Here is a 23,107-nt window from a genome sequence, read left to right on the forward strand (position 1 = left end):
CGCGGCGTCTCATCGTAGTGAGTGAGCCTCCACCCTACTGCCATCCAGACAGGCAGTCTTAACGAAGAGCAGGACATGACCGGCCGTTTTTACGTCACGACCCCGATCTATTATGTAAACGGCGCGCCCCATATCGGCCATGCCTACTCGTCCATCGCTGCGGACATCGTCGCACGGTTTCATCGTCTGTGCGGTGACGAAGTATTTTTCCTGACCGGCACCGACGAGCATGGCCAGAAGGTCGAGCAGGCCGCGCAGGCCGCCGGTGAGGCCCCGCAGACGTTCACGGACCGGATTTCAGCCGATTTCCGCGACATGGCCGATGCGATGAACGTTTCTTACGACGACTTCATCCGCACCACCGAGCCGCGCCACATCGCAGGCGCTCAGGCTGTGTGGGAGAAGGTCGCGGCGAACGGCGATATCTATCTCGGCGCGTACGAAGGCTGGTACGCTCTCCGTGACGAGGCGTTCTACAATGAGGACGAGATCACCACACGATCAGATGGCACCAAGATCGCTCCAACTGGTGCACCGGTGGAGTGGATGCGCGAGCCGTCCTACTTCTTCAAGCTGTCTGCCTATGAAGATCGCCTCCTTGAACTGTACGAGAAGCATCCGGATTTCATCGGTCCTGTCGGTCGCCGCAACGAGATCGTCAGCTTTGTAAAGCAGGGTCTGCGTGATCTTTCCGTCAGCCGCACCAGCTTCAAGTGGGGCGTGCCGGTTCCGGGTGATGCGGATCACGTCATGTATGTGTGGTTCGACGCGCTGACCAACTACCTGACCGCGCTCGGCTATCCTGACGCCGATGCCCCGCGCATGAAGTTCTGGCCGGCCAATCTGCATCTGGTTGGCAAGGATATCGCCCGCTTTCACACGGTTTACTGGCCCGCCTTCCTGATGGCTGCGGGTATCGAACTGCCGGATATGGTCTTCTCCAACGGCTGGTGGACGGTCGAGGGCGAGAAGATGAGCAAATCGCTCGGAAACGTCATCGACCCGCGCGATCTGGTGAAAGAGTTCGGTGTTGATCCGGTCCGCTTCTTCCTGATGCGGGAAGTGCCGTTCGGTGGTGACAGTGATCTGTCGCGCCGTTCGCTCATCAACCGTCTGAATGTCGAACTGGCCAATGACCTAGGCAATCTCGGCCAGCGCACGCTCTCCCTGATCGCTCGTAACTGCGGCGGCATCCTGCCCGCTCAGGGTAAGCACACCGAGGCGGACTCTCATCTTCTGGGGCAGGTCGCTGTGCTGCCAGATGTGATGAAGGCGCAGGTCGCTCGCGTGGCTCTGACCGATGCGCTGGAAGAAGCGTGGAAGCTGATCCGCGCCTGTAATGCCTATATCGACCATCAGGCTCCGTGGGCGCTGAAAAAGACCGATCCCGAGCGGATGGCCGACGTTCTCCGCGTTCTGGCTGATGCGCTACGGTCCATCGCCACGGTGCTTCAGCCCTATATTCCGGAGAGCATGGACAAGATGCTCACGCAGCTTGGTGTCGAGCCGGACGAGCGTGATTTCGACGCGCTGGAAATGCCGCTTCCCGCTGGCCGCGAACTGCCGAAGCCGGAGGGGATTTTCCCCCGTTATGTCGAGCCGGAGGCTGGTGAGGCAAAATGACCGGCCTGATCGACACGCACTGTCATCTCGACCATTTCTCGGAAGAGGAAATGCCGGGACTGCTGGACCGGGCGAAGGAGTTCGGTCTGGAGGGGATGGTGACCATCGGCACGCGGCTTTCGCGACAGTCTGAGCAGAAGGCGCTGACCCGTTACAGCCGTCCGGATCTGTCGATCTGGTGCGCCATTGGCACGCATCCGGATCACGTCACGGAAGAGGCGTCGATGGACGCCGACGCCATCGTGAAACTGGCGGAAGATTCAGAAGTCGTGGCGATTGGCGAGAGCGGTCTGGACTATTTTCATGGTGCGGAAGAAGTCCGTCCCACGCAGCAGGCCAGTTTCCGTGAGCATGTTCATGCGGCCCGTCTGACCGGTCTGCCGCTGGTGATTCATACCCGGCAGGCTGACGAGGATATGGCGTCGATCCTGCGGGAAGAGACCGAAACGCGGGGAGTCTTCCCTTTTCTGCTCCACTGTTTCTCATCGGGACCGGAACTGGCGAAAACGGCACTGGAACTGGGCGGCTATCTCAGTTTTTCAGGGATCGTGACGTTTCCGAAGTGTCAGGAATTGCGTGATATCGCCGCCGAAGTGCCGCTGGACCGCATTTTTGTCGAAACCGATTCGCCCTATCTCGCGCCGGTGCCGCGACGCGGCAAGCGGAACGAGCCGGGCTATACGGCTTACACTGCTGCCGTTGTCGCGCAGGCGAAAGGAATGGAAGAGCGGGCCTTTGCTGAGGCGACAACAGCCAATTTCCACCGTCTGTTTACCCGCGCACACTGATTACCCGCGCATACTGGGCCAATCGTACTGGGCCAGCCATTCAATACGGGGAAGACCAATCGTGACTGACAGCACGCTCACCGTCACCGTTCTTGGTTGTGGAGGTTCTTCCGGCGTGCCGCTTATCGGCGGAGCGGACGGGCGTGGCGTCTGGGGTGACTGTGATCCGGACGAACCGCGTAACCGGCGGACACGCTCTTCCATTGTCATGCAGGCGCCGGATGGCCGACGTCTGCTTGTCGATACCGGGCCGGATATGCGCAATCAACTGATTGCAAACGGTATTCCCTATGCCGATGCCATTTTCTACACGCATGCCCATGCCGACCATATTGCCGGTCTGGATGATGTGCGGCCCTTCAACTGGGCGCTTGAGCGGCCGATTGAGGTTTTTGGCACAGAGGCGGTACTCGCGGAAATCCGCGGACGCTTTGACTATGCGTTCCGTCCATGGACACCGAAAGATGCCTTTCGCCCGGGTGTCGAGCCTCGTTTCATCAAGGCTGGAGACCGGCTGGAGGTTGTCGGTCTGATCCTTGATGTTTTTGAACAGGACCATGGAAAACTGAACTCTCTCGGTTTCCGTTGCGGGGACTTCGCCTATTGCACGGATGTCGTGTCCCTGACGGATGAAGTTCTTTCCCTGCTGGGGGGTGTTGACACCTGGATGGTGGATTGCCTCCAGATGAAGCCTCACTCAGCCCATGCGTGGCTGGATCGCGTTCTGGAATGGCGTGAGCGTATTCGCCCGCGCCGCACGATTCTGACGCATCTGGGGCCGTTCATGGACTGGGCGACCCTTGAGAGAACACTTCCTCCCGGCATCGAGGCTGCTTTTGACGGCTTGACCTTCGCTGTGCCGGGGCAAATCGCGTTCTGATCCGAATCGCGAGATTCGCGTTGTCTATCAGGGAAAACCGCGACGGACAGCCTTTTCCGCCATGACGGGGCAAGCGGGTTGCTTATGCCCCGCATGGATGTGAAATGTTTCTCATGAATTCGTCAGATATTTTTCTAATTTATTGATTTTAAATAAAAAAATTATCGCGAGCCGGATGCATCCTGCTGCCCGGAATTGAAAGAATAGCGATTTCTCTTGAAAATATCGGTGTCGGTTCGATAGCGTGTTTTCAGGGAACCGGACAGGACTGCGTCTTCTGCCTTTTCTGGGACAAAATAGCAAGGCCTGATTTCCGTTTCCTGATGGGATGCGTGCCTGTTCACTCTCTTTTCATTGCGATGCTGTAATGGGACAAGCAGGCTGAACAGGCGATTACACAGAGGGGACGACCCTGTGTCTGAAAGGTTTTCTTCTATCGCGTAACAATTCTGCGTCTGATTTCTGACATTTCCGGAGAACGGTACTGATGGCTTCTGTCTCTGACGTTTTTTCCCTGGCAACCGCGATGCGAGACCGGCACCGCGAGACTGAAATGAGCCTTGCGGAATATCTCGAAGCCTGCCGGACTGATTCATCCTGCTACGCCAGCGCGGCGGAGCGCATGCTGAAGGCGATCGGCGAGCCGGTGATGGTCGATACCTCCCGCGATCCACGCCAGTCGCGTATCTTCATGAACCGCACGCTCCGTATCTACCCGGCCTTCAAGGATTTTTACGGGATGGAGGAGACGATCGAACAGATCGTCGGCTTCTTCCGTCATGCTGCTCAGGGGCTGGAAGAGCGTAAGCAGATTCTCTATCTGCTCGGCCCTGTCGGTGGCGGCAAATCCTCGCTCGGCGAGCGGCTCAAGACCCTGATGGAGCATGAGCCGATCTACGTGCTCAAGGCGGGAAAACATCTCAGCCCTGTCTTTGAAAGCCCGCTGGGTCTGTTCGATCCCTTTACCATGAGCGCGGCGCTTGAGCGTGATTATGGCATCCCCAGACGCGTGCTGACGGGCATTGCCAGCCCGTGGGCGCTCAAACGTCTGGATGAATTTGACGGTGATCTGTCGCGCTTCAGCGTGGTCAAACTGAACCCGTCCAAGCTCCGTCAGATCGCCATCGCCAAGACGGAACCCGGTGATGACAACAATCAGGACGTATCGGCCCTCGTCGGAAAGGTCGATATTCGCCAGCTTGAGCATTACAGCCAGAACGATCCGGACGCTTACAGCTTCTCCGGTGGCCTGAACCGCGCCAATCAGGGTGTTCTCGAATTTGTGGAGATGTTCAAGGCGCCGATCAAGATGCTGCATCCGCTGCTGACAGCGACGCAGGAAGGCAATTATGTCGGCACGGAGAATATAGGCTCCATCCCGTTCACCGGCGTCATTCTGGCGCATTCCAACGAGGCGGAATGGCAGAGTTTCCGCAACAACCGCACCAATGAAGCCTTCCTCGACCGCGTCTGCGTCATCAAGGTGCCTTACTGCCTGCGTGTCACGGAAGAGGCGAAAATCTACGAGAAGCTTGTGGAGACGTCCGCGCTCAAGGAAGCGCCGCTGGCCCCCAATACGCTCGATATGCTCGCGCGCTTTGCGGTGCTGTCACGGCTGAAGACGCACCCCAATTCCACGCAATATGCGAAACTGCGTGTTTATGACGGCGAGAATATCCGCGAGACTGATCCCAAGGCCCGCACGATGCAGGAGTATCGGGATGCAGCCGGAGTGGATGAAGGCATGGACGGTATTTCCACGCGCTTTGCCTACAAGGTGCTATCGGCCACCTTCAACCATGATTCAACGGAGATTTCAGCCGATCCGGTCCATCTGATGTATGTGCTTGAACATGCTGTCAGGCGGGAACAGTTTCCGGCGGAAGTGGAAGCGAACTATCTCGCGGTTCTGAAATCCGAACTTGCAGGGCGTTACGCGGAGTTTCTTGGCAACGAAATCCAGAAAGCCTATCTGGAAAGTTACAGTGACTACGGACAGAATCTGTTCGATCGCTACCTTGATTACGCGGATGCCTGGATCGAGGATCAGGACTTCAAGGACCCGGATACCGGGCAGATGCTCAATCGTGATCTTCTAAACGCAGAGCTGACGAAGATCGAAAAACCCGCAGGCATCGCCAACCCGAAGGACTTCCGGAACGAGGTGGTGAAATTCGCCCTGCGGTCACGGGCTTCCAACGGTGGACGCAACCCGTCATGGACATCTTATGAGAAAATCCGCGACGTGATCGAAAAGCGGATGTTCAGTCAGGTGGAAGACCTTCTGCCCGTCATCAGCTTCGGTTCCAAGAAAGATGGTGAAACCGAACGCAAACATGACGAGTTCGTCGAACGCATGATGGAGCGCGGCTATACGGAGCGACAGGTCCGTCGCCTCGTTGAATGGTACATGCGCGTAAAACAGTCTGCCTGACATACGCCCACAGATCAGGGGTGCGCTTTGGACATTATCGACAGACGATCCAACCCACATGGTAAAAATCTTGAAAACCGTCGTCGTGCTCTGGAAAGAGCACGAGGCGCGGTTCAGAAAGCCGTGCGGGACGCCGTGGCGAACGGCAAGATCCGTGAAGTTGGAGAGGGCAAGGCCGTCTCCGTTCCGGCAGATGCTCTGCATGAGCCGGGCTTCCATCGTGTTTTTACGCAGGGAGAGCGACACATCATTCTGACGGGAAATCACGAGTTTTCCCGAGGAGACAAGTTACGCCGACCACCGTCCGGCGGTGGCGGCAAGGGCGGTGGCCCCGGACAGGCGGGAACGGATGGAGGAGGGGAGGATGCTTACCGTTTTATCCTTTCCCGTGATGAATTCCTTGATCTGTTCTTTGATGATCTGGAACTTCCCGACCTCATAAAGCGGGAAATCTCCGCGACTGAAACGACTGCGCCAAGTCGGGCAGGCCTCAGCAATGACGGCTCTCCGTCGCAGCTCGATCTGGGACGGACCATCCGTTATTCCATGGCGCGACGTATCGGACTGGGACGTCCGAAACCTGCTGAACTAGATGAAATCGAAGCCCGTATCTCCGAACTGGAGGACATTCGGCCACTTTCTTCCGCGCAACTCGAAGAGCTTGAGGAACTGCGTGAAAAGCGTGGAAACCTTCGGCAGAGGCTGAACCGCATTCCGTGGGTTGATCCAGTAGATCTGCGTTACAGGCGGTTCGCCCCAACGCCGAAACCTTCCACCCGGGCGGTCATGTTCTGCCTGATGGATGTGTCCGGCTCCATGACCGAGCGCATGAAGGACTTGGCCAAGCAGTTTTTCCTCCTGCTGCATGTCTTTCTGGAAAAACGTTACAAGACGCTGGATGTGGTCTTTATCCGACATGCGGAAACGGCGGAGGAAGTGGATGAGGAAACCTTCTTCCACGATCCACGCACGGGCGGAACAGTCGTATCGACGGCGCTGGAAGAGATGTTGCGTGTCCAGAAGGCACGTTATCCCGTCCAGCAATGGAATATCTACGTCGCGCAGGCGTCTGATGGCGATAACTCTCCGTCCGATACCCCGCAGGTTGTGGGTTTGCTGGATAAAGAGATTCTGCCGCTCGTGCAGTATTACGCTTACATCGAAGTCACAGGGTCAGGGGCGATCATTCGCGGTGAGACCGATCTCTGGCAGGCCTATCGCAGTGTTGCGGAGAAACAGCCACATCTCGCCATTCGTCAGGTCAGTGACCGGAAGGAAATTTTTCCTGTTTTCCGCGATCTTTTCGCACGCAAGACAACCGGGGAGGCCAGCCACGCATGACAGGAACAGGGCTGCTCTATCAGGGCGCGGACTGGAACTTCACCATCATCCGCGATTGCTACAACGCCATTGAGGAGATTGCGGAAAAGGAACTCGGTCTCGACGTTTTTCCAAACCGTATCGAGGTCATCACCTCAGAGCAGATGCTGGATGTCTATACGGCCAGCGGCATGCCGATCAATTATCATCACTGGTCCTATGGCAAGCGGTTCGCAGGACATGAAAACGCCTACCGCCGTGGACTGATGGGACTTGCCTACGAAGTCGTCATCAACTCCAATCCCTGCATCAGCTACCTGATGGAAGAAAACAGCGCCACGATGCAGGCGCTGGTGATCGCACACGCGGCCTTTGGGCATAATCATTTTTTCAAGAACAACCGTCTGTTTCAGGAGTGGACCGATCCCTCGCAGATTCTGAACTATCTGGAATTTGCCCGTGGCTATATCTCCCGCTGCGAGGAAATCCACGGACAGGCTGCCGTGGAGCGTGTACTGGACGCCGCGCATGCCTTGCAGGGGCAGGGCGTCAATCGTCATAGCGGTTCACGGCGTGTCGATCTGAAAGACGAACAGGCGCGCGCGCGGGAACGCCGTGCCTATGAGGATAGTTCTTTCAACGATTTGTGGCGCACATTGCCAAAAGGCAGCGAGCCAGAACTGGCTGGTGATGGTGAGAGACAGGCGCTGCGTCGCAGGCTCGGGCTGCCTGAGGAAAATATCCTTTATTTCCTTGAGAAACATGGCCCCAGGCTTGCGGCGTGGGAGCGGGAAATCATCCGCATTGTCCGCCTGATCGCCCAGTATTTCTACCCGCAGCCCCAGCTCAAACTGATGAATGAGGGATGTGCGACGTGGGTGCATGACCGCATCATGAGCCGTCTGCATGAGAAGGGACGTATTGATGACGCGGCGTTCATGGAGGTGATTCATTCCACCACGAACGTCATTGCCCAGTTCGGGTACGAGCAGGGTTCGACCAGTTTCAACCCCTATGCGCTGGGCTTTGCGATGATGAAAGACATCGAACGCATCTGCACCGACCCGACGGAAGAGGATCGACGGTGGCAGCCGGATATCGCTGGCAACGGCGATGCTTACGGCACCCTGCGTCATGCCTGGGCGGAATATCGGGATGAGAGTTTCGTGCTTCAGTTTCTGACGCCGAAAGTGATGCGCGATTTTCGTATGTTCCGGCTTCTGGATGACACCCGTGATCCCTATCTGCTGGTTGACGCCATCCATGATGAGGCAGGGTATCGCGATATCCGCCGTACCGTCGCGGCGTCCTATGACCCTTCGACATGGTATACCGAGATCGAGATCGTGGATGTGGACAGTTTCGGCGACAGAACCCTGAGGCTGGAGCATCGCACAAAGTCGGGTCAGGTTCTGGCTGAAAACGACATGAAACTGACCCTCAACGCGCTGGCGGACCTGTGGGGCTATCGTGTCGTGCTGGAAGAAATCGACACGCCGACTGGCCGTGTACTGCTCTCGCATGAGGCCGGGAAGGCGTAGTTCAAGATATATCTTCCTGCCTTCCGCGCATGTACGGCGGGAAAGCAGGAAGATTTTTACGTCTGGGAGAGCCTGCCGCTGGTGACTTCTACGAATTTCTTCCAGTCCTGTTTGGTCTGGGCGGCATAGGCGACCGAGAATATGGCGATAGCGTCGGCAAAAGCCGCGCCCTTGCCGAGATAGGACGAGATGGCCACAGGGTCGCCGGATCGGGCGTGAGCGCGGGCAAGCGCCCGTGCGCAGAGCTTCGCGTAGTCTTTCAGTCCTTCCTGCGCGAAGTCCGTACCGATGGCGACAAGACGTGTGTCCTTTACCCTACGCACATAGAACTGCCGTCTTGAATGGCTTGCCGGCTGTTGTACCTCGGTCCCGGACTGCCCTCCATTGTCGTCCGCGCTATGTGTCCATCCAAGGAAGGAATCTGAAACGGCCTGCATGATGCGCTGCCCTGTGACGACACGCTCACCCTGATTGTGGATGTGAAGGGCCGGACCTGCGTACGGAGCGAAAACCGAGTCCTGAGCTTCCTTGATCTGGAGCAGCAGAGGCTCCTTGTCCGCCGTGGTGAACAGGCCGATGGCGCAGAATGTGCCGACACTGCCAACTCCTACAACCTTGAAGATCACGTCACGCAGAATGTAGTGCTTGAGAAGCGCCAGTCGCTCCGGCGGCTGTGTATCCACATAGCGGGCGAAGGCCTGCCGTGTTGTGTCGTCCTGATCCGGTAGACGCACTACCAGTGGTGGACGCTCTTTCAGGGAGGGCGCGTTGCGGTCGTCAGCGATGAGGCCGAAACTGTTTCTTGTGCTGTTCAGGCGTTTCTTCAGAAGCGCCTCGGTCGTCCGGCGGGTCTTTGCGTCTTCGAAATGCGCGATGGCGTCCTTGAGATCAATCCGGTTGAGCCAGACCTCAAGCGGGCTTAATCGGGAGAGACGATGCATCTCCTCGCCATATGTCCGCGCCATGAGTTCGGCGAGTGCGCGAGCCCCATGTGAAGACAGGCCGGTTTCAAGTCCCGCCAGAACAAATGACGTGCCGAGACGCTTGATGTCCCATTCAAAGGGCGCACGGAACGTCTCGTCGAAATCGTTGATATCGAAGACCGGATTGCCCTCTGGCGAGGCGTAGCTTCCGAAATTGGCGAGGTGACAGTCACCACACGCCTGCACAGTCAGTCCACTCGTGGGGGTGCCCGAGAGGTCAGCCGCCATAACAATTGCGGCTCCACGAAGGAACGCAAAGGGAGACGCCCTCATTCTCTCGTAGCGAACGGGAATCAGACTGGTGATACGGCGGGCGTTCTGCCGGGTGAGCAGATCAAGCGGCTCGGAACGGTTTTGGGCAGGAGACCATTCCGCATGGGTGGTTCGGGGAACTGACTGACGCAGCTTCTGCCCTTCCTTGCACCGCTCCTTGCGTGTCAGGAGAGGGGCAGGCGCTGGTGATGAGGGCATGGGAGAGATCATCATGACTGAATTATGCCGCAACCGGATGTTTCTGTCGTCCCTGAAAGCGGCGCTGTCTTGCGATACTGTCAGGCTCTGTCGATGAAATCTGACAATATCTTATAAAATTCATTCGGCTTTTCCGCGTGAACCCAATGCCCGGCGCCTTCAATTGTCTTCAGCACGTAATGAGGGAAAAGCCTTTTCATCGCCGGATAGTTTTCCGGAGCAATATAATGGGAGCGTTGTCCCGCCACAAACAGCGTTGGCCCCTCATAGGTTTCGTCGGTGGGAATCTCCGGCCAGCCGATAATCTGCGGCATGGCTGCTGCGAGTTCGTTGATCCCGATCTGCCAGCGCGGATGATCTCCCAGTTCGATATTTTGCAGCATGAGATTTCTCACTTCCGGCTCGCTGATGACTGCTGCGAGCAAGGAGTCCGCTTCTGTCCGGTTCAGATGCTCGGGAAAATGCAACGCGGCCAGTCTTGCCGCCAGATCATGGCCCTGCGCAAAACCACCTTCACCCGGTGCGATATCCGCGACGAGAAGTTTCGCAACCATCTCGGGATGACGCAAAGCCAGCATCATCGCGGTTTTTCCACCCATAGAGTGGCCGACAATGATGGCGGAGTGGATGCCAAGATGCTTCAGCGTTTCATAAACGTCGTCAGCCATGGTCGTGTAGTCCGTAGCGCCGTGCGGACTCTCGCCATGATTGCGAAGATCCAGAGCCACTGTCCGCCTGCTGTCGGCAAGGCGTCTTTGGAAAAAACCGAAATTCCGTCCGCGACCGAAAAGACCATGGATGAATACGACGGGAAGAAGGTCTGCTGACGGATTTTCAGGATCGCGTTCGAGAGCATGAAGAAGCATGTGTTTCTTCCTTTTGATAATAAAATACTATAAAAACATAATATTATTTATGTTTTATGATGTCGTATATTAAATTGAATGCGTCAGAATTATCTTTCCACTATGGCTGCTGCTCTCCATCAACCGATGCGCTTCAGCCGCTTCTCCCAGAGGGAATGTGGTATGTATGACTGGCTCCAGAACGCCGCTATTTAGCAAGGGCCAGATATGGGTCTTCAGGGCCTGAGCCACTGCGGCCTTGTATTCCTTACTGCGCGGACGAAGCGCGGTTCCGGTGACATGAAGCCGCTTTGTCATGAGGAGTGTGAGTGAAACATCCTCAACCTTCGCGCCGCCCTGAAAGGCGATGATGACAAGTCGCCCATCCATTGCCAGCGCCTTGAGGTTACGGGAGAAGTAAGGCGCGCCAATGATGTCGAGAATGACATCCACCCCTCTGCCGTCCGTATGTTCCAGTGTCTTTTCGACGAAGTCATCGGTCTTGTAGTTGATGGCGATCGCGCCGAGCTTCTCGCACAATTCCCCCTTCTCGGGATCACTTACAGTCGTGAGCGGAATGACTCCCATGGCTTTTGCGATCTGGATCGCAGCCGTGCCGATACCGCCAGCGCCACCATGAATCAGCACGGTCTCACCTTTTTTCAGATCTGCTGTAGTGAAAAGGTTTGACCAGACGGTGAAGAAGGTTTCGGGAATGGCGGCGGCCTTGATGGCGTCATAATGCTCTGGCCATGGAAGGCACTGCGAGGCAGGAACGGCGCAATAGTCGGCATATCCGCCACCGTTGGTCAGCGCGCAGACCTTGCTGCCTATCGCTGGAAACTCCACGCCACTGATCGGATTTCCGTGCGCCACGACTGTTCCGGCAATTTCCAGACCCAGCAGCGGACTTGCTCCCGGAGGTGGCGGATAAAGCCCCTTGCGCTGCATGATATCCGGGCGGTTGACGCCACTGGCTTCCACGCGAACCAGAATTTCACCCGGCCTGGGTGTGGGAGTGGCCTCTCTGCCAAGGTGCATGACTTCCGGACCGCCGGGAGTATCCAGCGTGATGGCGTTCATTTCGTCAGGAATGGTGATGGCCATCATTCTGTCCTGTGTCCGGTTGCGATATTACAGGTCACGGTAGGCGCACACGGCGTCGGTGAACAGTCACACGTCTTTGAGGTGGGCAATCATTTGACAGAAGAGTAGAACCACACGGATATCTCTGGAATGAGATAAAAATAAAATATTTTATTATCAATGTAATATATATTTTTTCTTATAAAATTGTTTAGCCTGTTTCGAGAAAACCTGAGCAGGCTGATGCTGAAGAGCACCAAAGTTTGAAGCCTGCTCCGTGGTGCTCCATCACCAAGCGCGCCTATAGGTGAAGCCCGTTACAGGTGCTCACCATATGAGGGACAGCAGCATGCAGGCCCTCCTTGCGGCGGAGAAGGCTCATGAATATCCACGAATATCAGGCCAAGGAGGTGTTGCGTTCCTATGGCGTGCCGACGCCACGAGGAGTGCTCATCCATTCACCTGAGGAGGCCCGGCAGGCAGCGCGCTCGCTTGGAACGCCCATCTGCGCCGTCAAGGCGCAGATTCATGCAGGTGGCCGTGGAGCAGGACATTTCAGGGATCATCCTGAAATCCGAGGCGTGCGCATCGTCAAAAGCCCGGAAGAAGCAAAAGAAGCCGCTTATCAGATGCTCAATCAGACGCTGATTACGCGTCAGACGGGTCCGGCTGGTCGCGTTGTGCATAAACTCTATGTCGAGGCGGGCTGTGCGATTGAAAGAGAGCTTTATCTCTCGATGCTTATCGACCGCAGCACCCGGAAGATCATGGTCGTCGCCTCACAGGCCGGGGGCATGAGCATCGAGGATGTTGCGGAAAAGACGCCCGAGAAAATCCAGAAAATCTGGATTGATCCGGAACTGGGCCTCGGAGATTATCAGGCTAGGGTTCTCGCGACGCGCCTTGCCCTGCAAGGACAGCAGATTAACGAGTTGGCTTCCATTATCAGGAGTGTCTACTCGGCTTTCACCAGTCTCGACACTTCGATGATCGAGATGAATCCGCTGGTGGTGACGAAGGAAGGGAGCCTGATGGCTCTCGATGCCAAAATGTCCTTCGACGACAACGGCCTGTTCCGGCACCCTCAGATTGCAGAACTGCGCGACCCCAACGAGGAAGACCCCCGTGAGCAGGAGGCGGCCCGTTTCGGTCTGTCCTATGTCAGTCTGGATGGGACCATCGGCTGTATGGTCAACGGGGCGGGCCTTGCCATGGCGACCATGGACATCATCCATGAAGAAGGAGAGTCGCCCGCGAACTTCCTTGATGTCGGCGGTGGCGCGTCACGGGAAAAGGTTGGCGCGGCCTTTCGTATCCTTCTGTCGGATCAGAAGATTGAAGGGGTGCTAGTCAATATTTTCGGCGGGATCATGCGATGCGATCTCATCGCTGGCGCGGTGATCGACGCCTGTAGGCAGGAAGGGCTGAAGGTGCCTCTGGTCATCAGACTGGCGGGAACGCTGGTCGAGGAAGGGCTGGCCATGATCCGCCAGTCAGGTCTCGACATCACCATTGCGACGGATCTGGGAGACGCGGCCCGAAAGATTGTCGCCGAAGTGCGCGCACGGAGGGCTGCCTGATGTCCATTCTGGTCGATAAAGACACAAAGGTTCTCGTGCAGGGCTTCACTGGCGCTCAGGGCACCTTTCACTCGGAACAGTCCATCGCCTACGGCACGGCTATTGTTGGCGGCGTAACACCCGGACGGGGTGGTAAAACCCACCTTGGCCTGCCGGTTTTCGACACGATGGAACAGGCTGTCAGCGAAACCGGAGCCGACGCGAGCGCGATTTATGTGCCTCCTGCCGGAGCCGCCGACGCCATTCTGGAAGCGATTTCGGTCGAGATGCCGCTGATCGTCTGTATCACGGAAGGAATCCCCGTTCAGGATATGCTGAGGGTCCGAGCCGCGTTGGAGCGCTCCAGAAGCCTTCTGATCGGCCCGAACTGTCCGGGCATCATCACGCCTGACGCCTGCAAGATCGGGATCATGCCCGGGCCGATCCATCGCCGTGGTTCCGTAGGGATCGTTTCCCGTTCCGGCACCCTGACTTACGAGGCGGTCGCCCAGACGACAGAGCTTGGAATGGGGCAGAGCACCAGTGTCGGCATTGGTGGCGATCCGATCAAGGGGCTTGATTTCATCGATATTCTTGAGCGATTTCTGGCTGATCCGGAAACGCAGTCGATCATCATGATCGGCGAAATCGGCGGCACGTCAGAGATTGAGGCGGCCCGGTTTCTGAAGGACAGCAGGACGAAAAAACCAGTGGTCGGGCTGGTGGCGGGCATCACCGCGCCGCCGGGCCGCCGCATGGGGCACGCCGGAGCCGTCGTTTCGGGAGGAAACGACACAGCGCAGGCCAAGATCGAAGCGCTCCGGTCGGCTGGCGTGCATATCGCTCCCACACCGGCCGAACTGGGCAGCACGCTTCAGAACGTGCTGGTCGGCTGAAGGAGCAGCGACTTTCTGGCCTCCAGAAGGGGGAGGTCAGAAATGCCGCTCGTAAATCTTGATGACGTCGCCCGGTTTTACGTAATCCTGCGGCATGATCCGGCCGACCACGCTCTGCTCACCTTCCTGACGGATGACATAAGCCCGGCTTTCGAGAGAGCGGTAGGTGAAGCCACCAGCCGAAGCCACCGCCGTCAGCATGGTCATGCCGGGCTGATAGGGATACTGGCCGGGGCGTGCGACTTCACCGAGAACCGAGACCATCCGGTAGGCTGTGATCTCGACCGAGACTTTCGGATCACGGAGCATGCGCGAGCGTTCAAGAGCCTGTCGGACTTCATTGGCGAACTGGGTGGTCGTCAGGCCCGAAGCCTGCAAGCCGTCGGTGAGCGGAAAAGCCACCTTGCCGGTGCTATCCACCCTGAAGTCGGAGGTCAGTTGATCCTGTCCATAGGTGATGACCCGGATCTGGTCATCGACGCCGAGCGTATAGGCGCCGGGATCGTAGGGAGGGACGGGTTTCAGGCCGCCACCTTCCGCACAGGCCGCCAGAGAAATGACGATGCTTCCGACAGCAGCCAAGGCACGCATGCGGCGGAAGGAAGAAGAATGCCCTGATGTCATGCTCTGAAAAATCCTGTCATTCAGAAAGGTGGCGTGGCGAGAGGCTCCGGAATGCCCGAAGCGGAGATGGTTGGCGTTGTTACAGGGCAAAGTGCACCCCAGCCATTACAATGTGAATCGGGAAAAGAGGGCCCATAAAGGCGCTCTGGCTGACGAAATCGTAGTTCAGTTCAAGGCTGAGGTGACGATTGAGATAGACATGCACGCCGCCGCCGCCGCCATAGCTGCTCTGGTTGTTCGCAAGCTGCCCGATCGGAGAGGAAAGCAGTTCCGGAGAACTGGACGGATAGTGCGCCTTACGGAGGCCCGCATGCACTTCGAACACGATGTTTCGTGAATAGGCGTGAGTGACGCTGAGTCTGGCGCTCGTATTGGTGTAGCCAACCACGCCTTCAAAGGCCGCATCCTCAATCCCGTGGCTGACCGTGGCCGATATGGTTGTGAGGCGTGTTGGCTCCCATTTGATGGAAGCCTCAGCGATGGGAGAGCTGAGGGAGCCGTAAAGCGAGGAGGAAAATATGCGCCTCTGGTAACCGATCAAAGCCCGGAACTGGAATGGACCGGCCTCGTTCCAGCTATAGCCGCCCATGATGGAGAAACCATTGGAACTGCGGGCCGGGAGTTCCAGATTTCCGGCCTGATAGTCGATCTGGGTTCCCTGAAGCAGGAGCAGCAGGTGGCTGTTTTCCATCATCTGGTATCGGGCAGTGAGGTTCTCGTTGATCACCACGCGATCACGGTAACTCTGATCCTGAAACGCGGAGGCTCCCTGAAGCTGCGGTTTGCCGAACTGGTAGTGTTGGATGGAGAATTCCGGGAGAAAGCTCAGTCTGCCGTGTGTAGTGAGGAGATAGCTGATCCTGCCATCGTCAAGAGTGTAGGGAACCGGGCCGAGGATAAGCAGGGCTCCGGACTCTGTCGGCATCTGGACCAGAGAAAGATGCGTGAAGGCGACGCCCAGTTCGTCCCGCCCGAAATGCTTTGTGCCACCGATATTGGCGGTCCAGGTCGTCCGGTTCTGCAGGGAGCGGGTAGGGTAGCGCTGGTCTGAAACACTGACGTCGGCATGGATCTGATCATTGTGGTCAAGCAGTTGCACGGCTCCGATATGGCCTTGTGTGTTGATGACGGAGCTTTTGCGGCCATGCTGAATGAGGTCCGCGTTGCTGGTGTATCCTACACGTTCATCCCCATCCAGATGCACGGTCAGCGGCCCAGAGTGATAGCCGAGCGGCTGGTAGGAACGGGTCGCCTTCACCTGCGCCGGTTCTTCGCTCAGTTCACCGGCTCCTGAGCCCAGTGTCGGAAAATACTGCGTCACGACCTGAGCATGTGCTGTTGCTGGCAGTGACAGTCCGACAATTGCGACAGCCCGGAGCAGATGAAAGGCTTTATTCATTGGCTGAGTAGTATGTCTCCCTAACCGTGTCTTTTTAACATTAACTTCTGCGAAATGTCGTCAGTTAAAGGTGTAGACGATTCGCTATTTTATTTCCAAAATTAGAGACAATACTTTTTTATGAGACTGCGTAGCATTCGGGCGGCTACGATTACTTTTGCGGACAAATCCCATGCTTAGACTTTATGGTCGAGGAAATCGTTATGAATCAATATGAAAGCCCGTCGCGCAATAAAAACCGGATGCGTTTTTCGCCGAGTGTTTTGTTTATAAATAGTTTTTTGAATAAATAATTACATATAATTTTTATTTTTGGATTTTGTATAATAAAATTATATCTAGCAATATAATTTAAAATGTATATAATTTTATATATGATATTAAAATATAATGACAAAAAACATGTATATATTTAGCATGTTTGTTATATTTTATCCTTAGTGTCTATAATTTTATAATACTCAAAAAAGAATAGAATTGAAATTTTTTATTCAAATTTTTCTTACGTTTATCACTGGAAAGTCACAAACAATCTGTAAAACAATGAAACAGATTATGGTTGGTGACAGACAATGAGTGCATCAGACTCTGAGATTGAAAGAAGTGCTTCTGATGCTTCTGCTTCTTTAAATGAACAACCGACGGAGACATGCGCCTCTCATCTGAGTTACTGGCATGCGCCTGCACATAACGCTCCGGTTCTTGTGGAAAAAACCGAGACACATGCAGGCGACCGCTTTCTTTCAAGAAAAATAAAGCTACTGTTCGATGTCGTTGTGGCATCCTTTATTCTAATGGTCATCCTTCCAGTCTTTCTGATCATCTGGGGCATTGTGGCGTTGGATGACGGTCCGGCATTATACGGTCAGGTCAGGATAGGCAGGAATGGCGTGCCGTTCAGGTGCCTCAAATTCCGTTCAATGGTCACCAATTCCGACGCCGTATTACGTCAGATACTTGAAACGGATGAGGCATGCAGGCGTGAATGGGAAACCACCCGCAAACTCAGTCATGATCCCCGCATCACGATGATTGGCCGTTTTTTGCGGAAGACCAGTCTCGATGAAATCCCTCAACTCCTGAACGTCATAAAGGGAGACATGAGTCTGGTTGGTCCGCGCCCGGTGGTGGAGGCGGAGCTGAAATATTACGGCCAGTATTTACGCTATTATGAGGCGGTGCGCCCCGGTATCACGGGGCTGTGGCAGGTCAGTGGCCGGAGTGACACCGCCTACGAGGAACGGGTCAAGCTGGACACCTATTACGTTAAAAACTGGAATCTGGCTCTTGATCTCAAGATCCTTTATCGCACCATTCCAGCGGTCATGATGCAGAAAGGGGCGCGCTGAGGCGTGTTGTAGTCGGCCAATATCTGTCCTGCTGTCATCGTCAGCCTTTCTTCTTTCGCGCAGTGGAGCGCCTTTATGAGTGTCGTTCAGCCTAATGTGTTTGACAGGATTTCCGAGCCTCCACCTGACCCATCCCATGTTTCTCCCCTGAAGATATTCGAGATCATCAGGGAGCGATGGATGGTCATAGGGCTGGTTACAGCTCTTTTCGCTTTGCCTGCGCTTGCCTTCATTCTGACGCTACCAGCTTATTACGATGCCTCGTCGTCATTGATGATCGGCACGCGACAGGCTGAATTTCGGGATTTGCAGGCAACCCAGGGGGCGCTGGATGTTGATGCCGTAGCAATCAATACGGAAGTCGGGATCATCAAGAGCCAGTCCATTGCCAAGGCCGTGGTGGAACGGCTGAAACTTGTGGACGATCCGTATTTCCGTACCCAGATGGAAAAAAAGTCCCTCAAGACGCGGATTGTCGGCTGGCTCAGCAGGATGACAGGGAGCGCCTCTCAGGAGAAACAGCTTTCAGCATCTGAAAAACTTCAGGTTGTCAGGGATCTTCTCGGCCGAAACGTCACCATCCTGAATGATGGCCGTTCCTATCTCATTACGGTCAGTGTCAGAACCGGGCGTCCGGATCTCAGCGCCAATATAGCGAATGCGTTTGCCGACGTTTATCTGGACTTCAAACGTCATATGAAGATCGCCTCGACATGGCGATCCAACTCGCTTCTCGACGAACAGATCATTCCCTTGCGGGAGCGGCTGCGCAAGGCTGAACAGGCTGTTGAACATTATCGCGAGAAAAATGGTCTGATCTCAGCCGAAATCACTCACTCCGGCAGTCCCAACGCGCCAACTGGCGTGACGGTGACGGATCAGCAGCTTGTCGAAACCAATCGCGCTCTCGTTGCGGCGCAGGCCGACCTGACAGCCAAGAGGGCGCGGGCCAACCAGTTGACCGGGAGTGTGGGAAGCACGACGGATGTTCTGTCATCGCCGATCATCCAGCAACTCCGGGCTCAGGAAGCCATGCTGAACGCCCGTGTCGCCAGCCTTGCAAGCACGGCGGGAGACGCCAATCCGGATTTGCAGGCGGCCCGGGCTGCGGCGGCTCATGTCAGGGCGCAGATCGAACAGGTGACGGCGCAGATTACGACCAGCACGGACAAGGATCTGCGGAGCGCCGAGCGGCGGGTTGCCGCCCTGACGGATGAAGTCACAAAATTGCAGGAGCATGTCGGGCGCGAAAACGAGGCGAATGTCACCCTGCAGCAACTGGAAAGCGAAGCCGCGGCCGCCCGCGCCGTCTATCAGGATTTTCTTGGCCGCTATGCCCAGACTTCAAGCGCCGCGGCCTTGCAGGAACCGGAGGCCGAGCTGATCAGTCGCGCTGACCAACCCCTCGGCGTCTCGGGACCGCACCGCATGCAGTTTATGGCCATTGCAATTCTCTTTTCAGCGCTTGTCGGGGTCGGGGTCGCCATCGGACAGGAGCGGATGCAGAAGGGCGTGAAGCAGGAAACGGAAATCGACTCTGTTCCGGGACTGTTTACGCTCGGAATGATTCCATCCTTTTCCCGTCCGCTTTCGGAGCTTTATCGGTCCCATCAGCCTTCGGTTTATATGGAATCCGTTGAGGCCATAAGAACGATCCTTTCGTTCGGGCGCAGTCGTTTCCGGGCGAAAACAATCACTGTCACATCCTCCGGACCGGAAGAAGGCAAGACGGTGTTCGCTTTGTCTCTGGCCGCCAATACTGGCCGTGCCGGAAAAAAGGCGCTGATCCTCGACTGTGACACGCGAGGGCCTTCCGCGCTGGAAACCGCCCGAATGTCAGGCAAAGGGAAGGCCGATAAAAATCAGGTTGCAACGCTGGATCAGAACGGTCTGAGCCGGGATGTGCTTCCCGGCGTGGATGTCATGACGATGAGCAACTGGAAATCTTCAGGAGATCAGATGATTGCCCCTGAAGTCATACAGGTCGTGCTGTCGGAACTCAGTCCCCACTACGATCTGATCATTCTGGACACCCCGCCTTTGCTGGCTTTTCCTGACGCGGCCGTATTGTCTCATGAAACGGACGGCGTTGTGCTGATAGTCAAATGGGGCACGACGACAAAGGAAAATCTGAAAGGGGCGATGCGGCAGTTGGAAGCCTATGACGCGCGCACTCTCGGAGCCGTGCTCACGCAGGTTCCGGCAGGGAATGCCTCCGGCCTGTCGGGAGCAGCCTTACAGGTTTATCGTCATTATGGGCTACTGGCTTCGTGATGAAGATGCCGGATACGGTCAAAATCGCCATCAACGGGCGATATCTTTCGCAGCCGCAAAGCGGGGTGCAGCGATTTGCTGGAGAACTGACACGCGCCATTGCAGGACTTGGCTGGCAGCCGGGACGGGAGCCTGTCCTGCTGGCGCCGCGCACAAAACTGCGGCTTCCTCCAGAGGAACTGGGAGTGCGTGTTGCGCCATGCGGTCGCCTGAGAGGGCAGGCATGGGAGCAGTTTGATCTCCCTCGTGCCAGCAGAGGTCGCTTTCTGATCAATCCCGGCAATACCGCACCTGTTTCCGGGCGCCATCAGCTTGTGGTGCTGCATGATGCTGCGGTGTTTGCTCAACCAGAGGGATATTCCTGGAAATTTCGTCTCTGGTACAGGATTTTACAGACAGTTCTCTGCCATACGAAGACCAGAATCGTAACAGTTTCAGACTTCTCCCGACGGGAGTTGTCAAAATACCTGAAGATCAGTCCTGAGCGCATTGAGGTCATTCCCGAAGGCTGTGAACATATAGCGCGCGTTACGCCTGACACCTCCATTCTCCAGCGCCATGATCTTGTGGGACGCCCTTTCGTGCTGGCTGTGGGTAATCTTGCGCGGCATAAAAACCTCGGTGCGCTCACGGTTCTATCCCGCGATCTGAAGCAGCGTGGTGTGCCTCTTGTCATCAGTGGCGGTATCGATAAGAGCGTTTTTTCCGGGCAGGTGGAGTTGCCGCAATCGGCTCTGTATGTCGGCAGGGTGACGGATGAGGAACTGCACGCGCTCTATGCTGCGGCTTCCTGTTTTGTGTTTCCCTCGCTTTATGAAGGTTTTGGCCTGCCAGCGATCGAGGCGATGGCCTGCCATTGTCCGGTCGTCGCGGCCGATATTCCGGCCTTGAGAGAAGTCTGTGGTGATGCGGCGCTCTATGTCGATCCGCGCAATCCGCAGGAAATCAGTCGCGGCGTATGCAGTTTGCTTGGCGACCTTGAGCTTGCGGCCAGCCTGCGCGACAGAGGAGATGCTCGGGCAAGGTATTTCACGTGGGAGAGAGCCGCCCGAATGCTGGTCGCTCTGGCGGAAGACGATAGGGAATGAAGAAAAAACGCGTGCTGATCCTGATGGGACTAAGCTTCATTTTGCCTGGTGGCGTGCCACTCATGGCGCAGGACAGCTCTGCCTCATTAAACGCAGATGACGGTTCTCTCACACCACAAGATGTCCAGAAGAAAAGCTTTGTGTGGTGCAGTGCTGAAAATGGGGAGAGGCAGGAATTCTATATAAGTGACGTAAAAATCATGCCAGCCGCCAACACCATGATGGTGAATTCTCTCGGCGGACATTTCGCACAGACGATGAACGCACGCTTTGGACTTCACCTCGCCATGAACGCGCAACACTGTCACATGTTTCAAAATTCCGCTGCCGCACAAAACGCACGCTCAGGTGCGATCGCAGCAGTCAGAAAGAAAAGCCTGACTGTAAGAAATGCTGGTATTTTCTAATATAACAGAAAATCACGCCTTTGTTTTGCTGCTGATGTCAACGAAAGGAGAAGAGAGCAAAAGCAAGAGCAAGCGTCCATAAGGCAATTCCTGCCATCATAGCGAGCACAATACCTCTCGCTGAAGCCAGTTTTTCCCGCTGGGGCAGCGACGCGGAAAAACGAGGGGAGGAGAGGTGGTCGTACTGCGCATGGGAGGAAACAGGTGTCATTTCCGGGCTTCCAATAAGGCTCTTGTCAGCGAACAGTAGTGGACACTTATGACCAAACCTTTAACAGATGAAAAAGATAAAGGTTTTATCGTCTAAAAAATAGTTATTATTTACTTTTTGATCAATAGACAGAAAAGGGAAAAATGTGAAGGCCGGAACCTCAACACTGAAAGTTGCGATTGTTCATGAGTGGCTGGAGCATTACGCCGGGTCAGAACGTGTGGTGGAAGAACTGCTCGCCGTCTTTCCACAGGCGGAGGTTTTTTCCATCGTCGATTTTCTTCCCAGAAAAGAACGGAGCTTTCTCGGAGGGCGCAAGGTCACGACAACTTTCATCCAGAAGCTGCCGTTTGCGAAAAAACATTTCAGGAACTACCTCGGGCTGATGCCGCTCGCAGTGGAACAGTTCGATCTCGCCGGTTTTGATCTTGTGTTTTCGAGCAACCACGCGGTCGCAAAGGGGATCATCACAGGTCCTGACCAGTACCATATCAGTTATGTCCATTCCCCGATGCGTTATGCCTGGGACATGCAGGCGGCCTATCTGAGACAGAGCGGTCTGGAGCGTGGCCTGAAAGGGTTGTTTATCCGCTGGCTTCTTCATCGCATCCGGAACTGGGACGTACGCTCGGCCACCGGTGTCGATGTTTTTGTCGCCAACTCACGCTACATCGCCCGGCGCATCAGGAAGGTCTATCGTCGGGAAGCTACGGTCATTCATCCGCCCGTTGATACGGATGCCTTCAACCTTCCTGCTGCTTCGGCTGACCGTGGGGCGTATCTGGTTGCCGGGCGGCAGGTTCCTTACAAACGCATCGATCTTGTGGTGGAAGCGTTCCGTCGCATGCCGCAAAGACAACTGGTCGTGGTTGGTGACGGACCTGAGAATGAGAAGATCCGGACCGTTGCGGCGGGCGCTCCGAATATCATTCTCAAAGGGAAGGTGCCTCATCCGGAGCTCCTGTCCCTGATGCAGAACGCGCGGGCTTTTGTGTTTGCCGCCGAAGAGGATTTCGGAATCACGCTGGTCGAAGCCCAGTCCTGCGGAACACCCGTTATCAGCTTCGGTCGTGGAGGAGCGCTGGATATTGTTCAGGATGATGCGCTCTCGGCGACACCCACAGGCCTTCTGTTCAACGAGCAGACTGCGGATGCAATTGTTGAGGCCATAGACCGATTTGAATCCATACGGGGTAGTATCTCTGCCGAGGGATGCAGGGAAAACGCGCTTCGTTTTTCAAAAGCCGCGTTCCGTTCCCACATCATCGATCTCACCGACCGCATTCTGGCGGAGGGGGTGTAGCAGCCGGTTCTGAAATCGCGCAGCAT

18 protein-coding genes are annotated in these 23,107 nt (G+C 55.9%); 13 read left to right on the top strand and 5 right to left on the bottom strand.

Going from position 1 to position 23,107, the window contains the following annotated elements:
* The first annotated feature begins 75 nt into the window (after nt 1-75).
* The 6 genes from metG to LKE90_RS04185 all read left to right on the top strand — a co-directional run bounded on the left by metG (nt 76) and on the right by LKE90_RS04185 (nt 8,586).
* The gene (gene metG, locus LKE90_RS04160) at nt 76-1,623 is read left to right on the top strand and encodes a methionine--tRNA ligase (protein WP_291491618.1); all 1,548 of its coding nucleotides are present in this window, start codon (nt 76-78) and stop codon (nt 1,621-1,623) included.
* Nucleotides 1,620-2,411 carry a TatD family hydrolase gene (locus LKE90_RS04165; RefSeq protein ID WP_291491620.1) on the top strand — a complete coding sequence of 264 codons (792 nt, stop codon included), beginning with the start codon at nt 1,620-1,622 and terminating at the stop codon, nt 2,409-2,411. The genes metG and LKE90_RS04165 overlap by 4 nt, the downstream gene beginning before the upstream one ends.
* Before the next feature lie 61 nt (nt 2,412-2,472).
* Nucleotides 2,473-3,291, top strand: a complete 819-nt coding sequence (locus tag LKE90_RS04170; RefSeq protein ID WP_291491621.1) for an MBL fold metallo-hydrolase — start codon at nt 2,473-2,475, stop codon at nt 3,289-3,291.
* Nucleotides 3,292-3,778: 487 nt separating this feature from the next.
* Nucleotides 3,779-5,725 (top strand): PrkA family serine protein kinase, encoded by a 1,947-nt coding sequence (locus LKE90_RS04175; protein ID WP_291491622.1) that lies wholly within the window; start codon nt 3,779-3,781, stop codon nt 5,723-5,725.
* A gap of 27 nt (nt 5,726-5,752) precedes the next feature.
* Complete coding sequence (locus LKE90_RS04180) at nt 5,753-7,066, top strand: YeaH/YhbH family protein (RefSeq protein WP_291491623.1); 1,314 nt, start codon at nt 5,753-5,755, stop codon at nt 7,064-7,066.
* The gene (locus tag LKE90_RS04185) at nt 7,063-8,586 is read left to right on the top strand and encodes a SpoVR family protein (RefSeq protein WP_291491624.1); all 1,524 of its coding nucleotides are present in this window, start codon (nt 7,063-7,065) and stop codon (nt 8,584-8,586) included. The genes LKE90_RS04180 and LKE90_RS04185 overlap by 4 nt, the downstream gene beginning before the upstream one ends.
* Before the next feature lie 56 nt (nt 8,587-8,642).
* On the opposite strand, the gene LKE90_RS04190 is transcribed toward LKE90_RS04185, so the two are convergent.
* From LKE90_RS04190 to LKE90_RS04200, 3 genes are all read right to left on the bottom strand, one after another.
* Nucleotides 8,643-10,040 (bottom strand): DUF2252 domain-containing protein, encoded by a 1,398-nt coding sequence (locus LKE90_RS04190; protein ID WP_291491625.1) that lies wholly within the window; start codon nt 10,038-10,040, stop codon nt 8,643-8,645.
* Nucleotides 10,041-10,120: 80 nt separating this feature from the next.
* Complete coding sequence (locus LKE90_RS04195) at nt 10,121-10,906, bottom strand: alpha/beta fold hydrolase (protein ID WP_291491626.1); 786 nt, start codon at nt 10,904-10,906, stop codon at nt 10,121-10,123.
* A gap of 69 nt (nt 10,907-10,975) precedes the next feature.
* Entirely contained in the window at nt 10,976-11,992 is a 1,017-nt protein-coding gene (locus LKE90_RS04200) for an NAD(P)H-quinone oxidoreductase (protein ID WP_407066059.1), read from the bottom strand.
* 359 nt (nt 11,993-12,351) lie between these two features.
* Here LKE90_RS04200 and sucC point away from each other — a divergent pair, with 359 nt between their 5' ends.
* Nucleotides 12,352-13,551: an ADP-forming succinate--CoA ligase subunit beta gene (gene sucC, locus LKE90_RS04205; protein ID WP_291491628.1), complete on the top strand. Its 1,200-nt coding sequence runs from the start codon at nt 12,352-12,354 to the stop codon at nt 13,549-13,551.
* A complete protein-coding gene (gene sucD / locus LKE90_RS04210; protein WP_291491630.1) occupies nt 13,551-14,426 on the top strand; it encodes a succinate--CoA ligase subunit alpha in 876 nt (291 codons plus the stop codon). Before sucC ends, sucD begins: the two co-directional genes overlap by 1 nt.
* Before the next feature lie 36 nt (nt 14,427-14,462).
* Here sucD and LKE90_RS04215 read toward each other — a convergent pair whose 3' ends face one another.
* Both LKE90_RS04215 and LKE90_RS04220 read right to left on the bottom strand, forming a co-directional pair.
* Entirely contained in the window at nt 14,463-15,050 is a 588-nt protein-coding gene (locus LKE90_RS04215; RefSeq protein WP_291491631.1) for a polysaccharide biosynthesis/export family protein, read from the bottom strand.
* Between the two features lie 79 nt (nt 15,051-15,129).
* Nucleotides 15,130-16,449: an outer membrane beta-barrel protein gene (locus LKE90_RS04220; protein ID WP_291491632.1), complete on the bottom strand. Its 1,320-nt coding sequence runs from the start codon at nt 16,447-16,449 to the stop codon at nt 15,130-15,132.
* Nucleotides 16,450-17,021: 572 nt separating this feature from the next.
* Between LKE90_RS04220 and LKE90_RS04225 the strand changes: the two genes are divergently transcribed.
* The 5 genes from LKE90_RS04225 (at nt 17,022) to LKE90_RS04245 (ending at nt 23,081) form a co-directional block, all read left to right on the top strand.
* Nucleotides 17,022-17,798 (top strand): sugar transferase, encoded by a 777-nt coding sequence (locus tag LKE90_RS04225; RefSeq protein WP_407066052.1) that lies wholly within the window; start codon nt 17,022-17,024, stop codon nt 17,796-17,798.
* Between the two features lie 75 nt (nt 17,799-17,873).
* Entirely contained in the window at nt 17,874-20,072 is a 2,199-nt protein-coding gene (locus tag LKE90_RS04230) for a GumC family protein (RefSeq protein ID WP_291491634.1), read from the top strand.
* Nucleotides 20,072-21,160 (top strand): glycosyltransferase family 4 protein, encoded by a 1,089-nt coding sequence (locus LKE90_RS04235; protein ID WP_291491814.1) that lies wholly within the window; start codon nt 20,072-20,074, stop codon nt 21,158-21,160. Before LKE90_RS04230 ends, LKE90_RS04235 begins: the two co-directional genes overlap by 1 nt.
* The gene (locus tag LKE90_RS04240) at nt 21,157-21,567 is read left to right on the top strand and encodes a hypothetical protein (protein ID WP_291491635.1); all 411 of its coding nucleotides are present in this window, start codon (nt 21,157-21,159) and stop codon (nt 21,565-21,567) included. The genes LKE90_RS04235 and LKE90_RS04240 overlap by 4 nt, the downstream gene beginning before the upstream one ends.
* Before the next feature lie 356 nt (nt 21,568-21,923).
* Entirely contained in the window at nt 21,924-23,081 is a 1,158-nt protein-coding gene (locus LKE90_RS04245) for a glycosyltransferase family 4 protein (protein WP_291491636.1), read from the top strand.
* Nucleotides 23,082-23,107: the final 26 nt, after the last annotated feature.

Source organism: Acetobacter sp., assembly GCF_022483985.1.
Classification (GTDB): Bacteria; Pseudomonadota; Alphaproteobacteria; order Acetobacterales; family Acetobacteraceae; genus Acetobacter.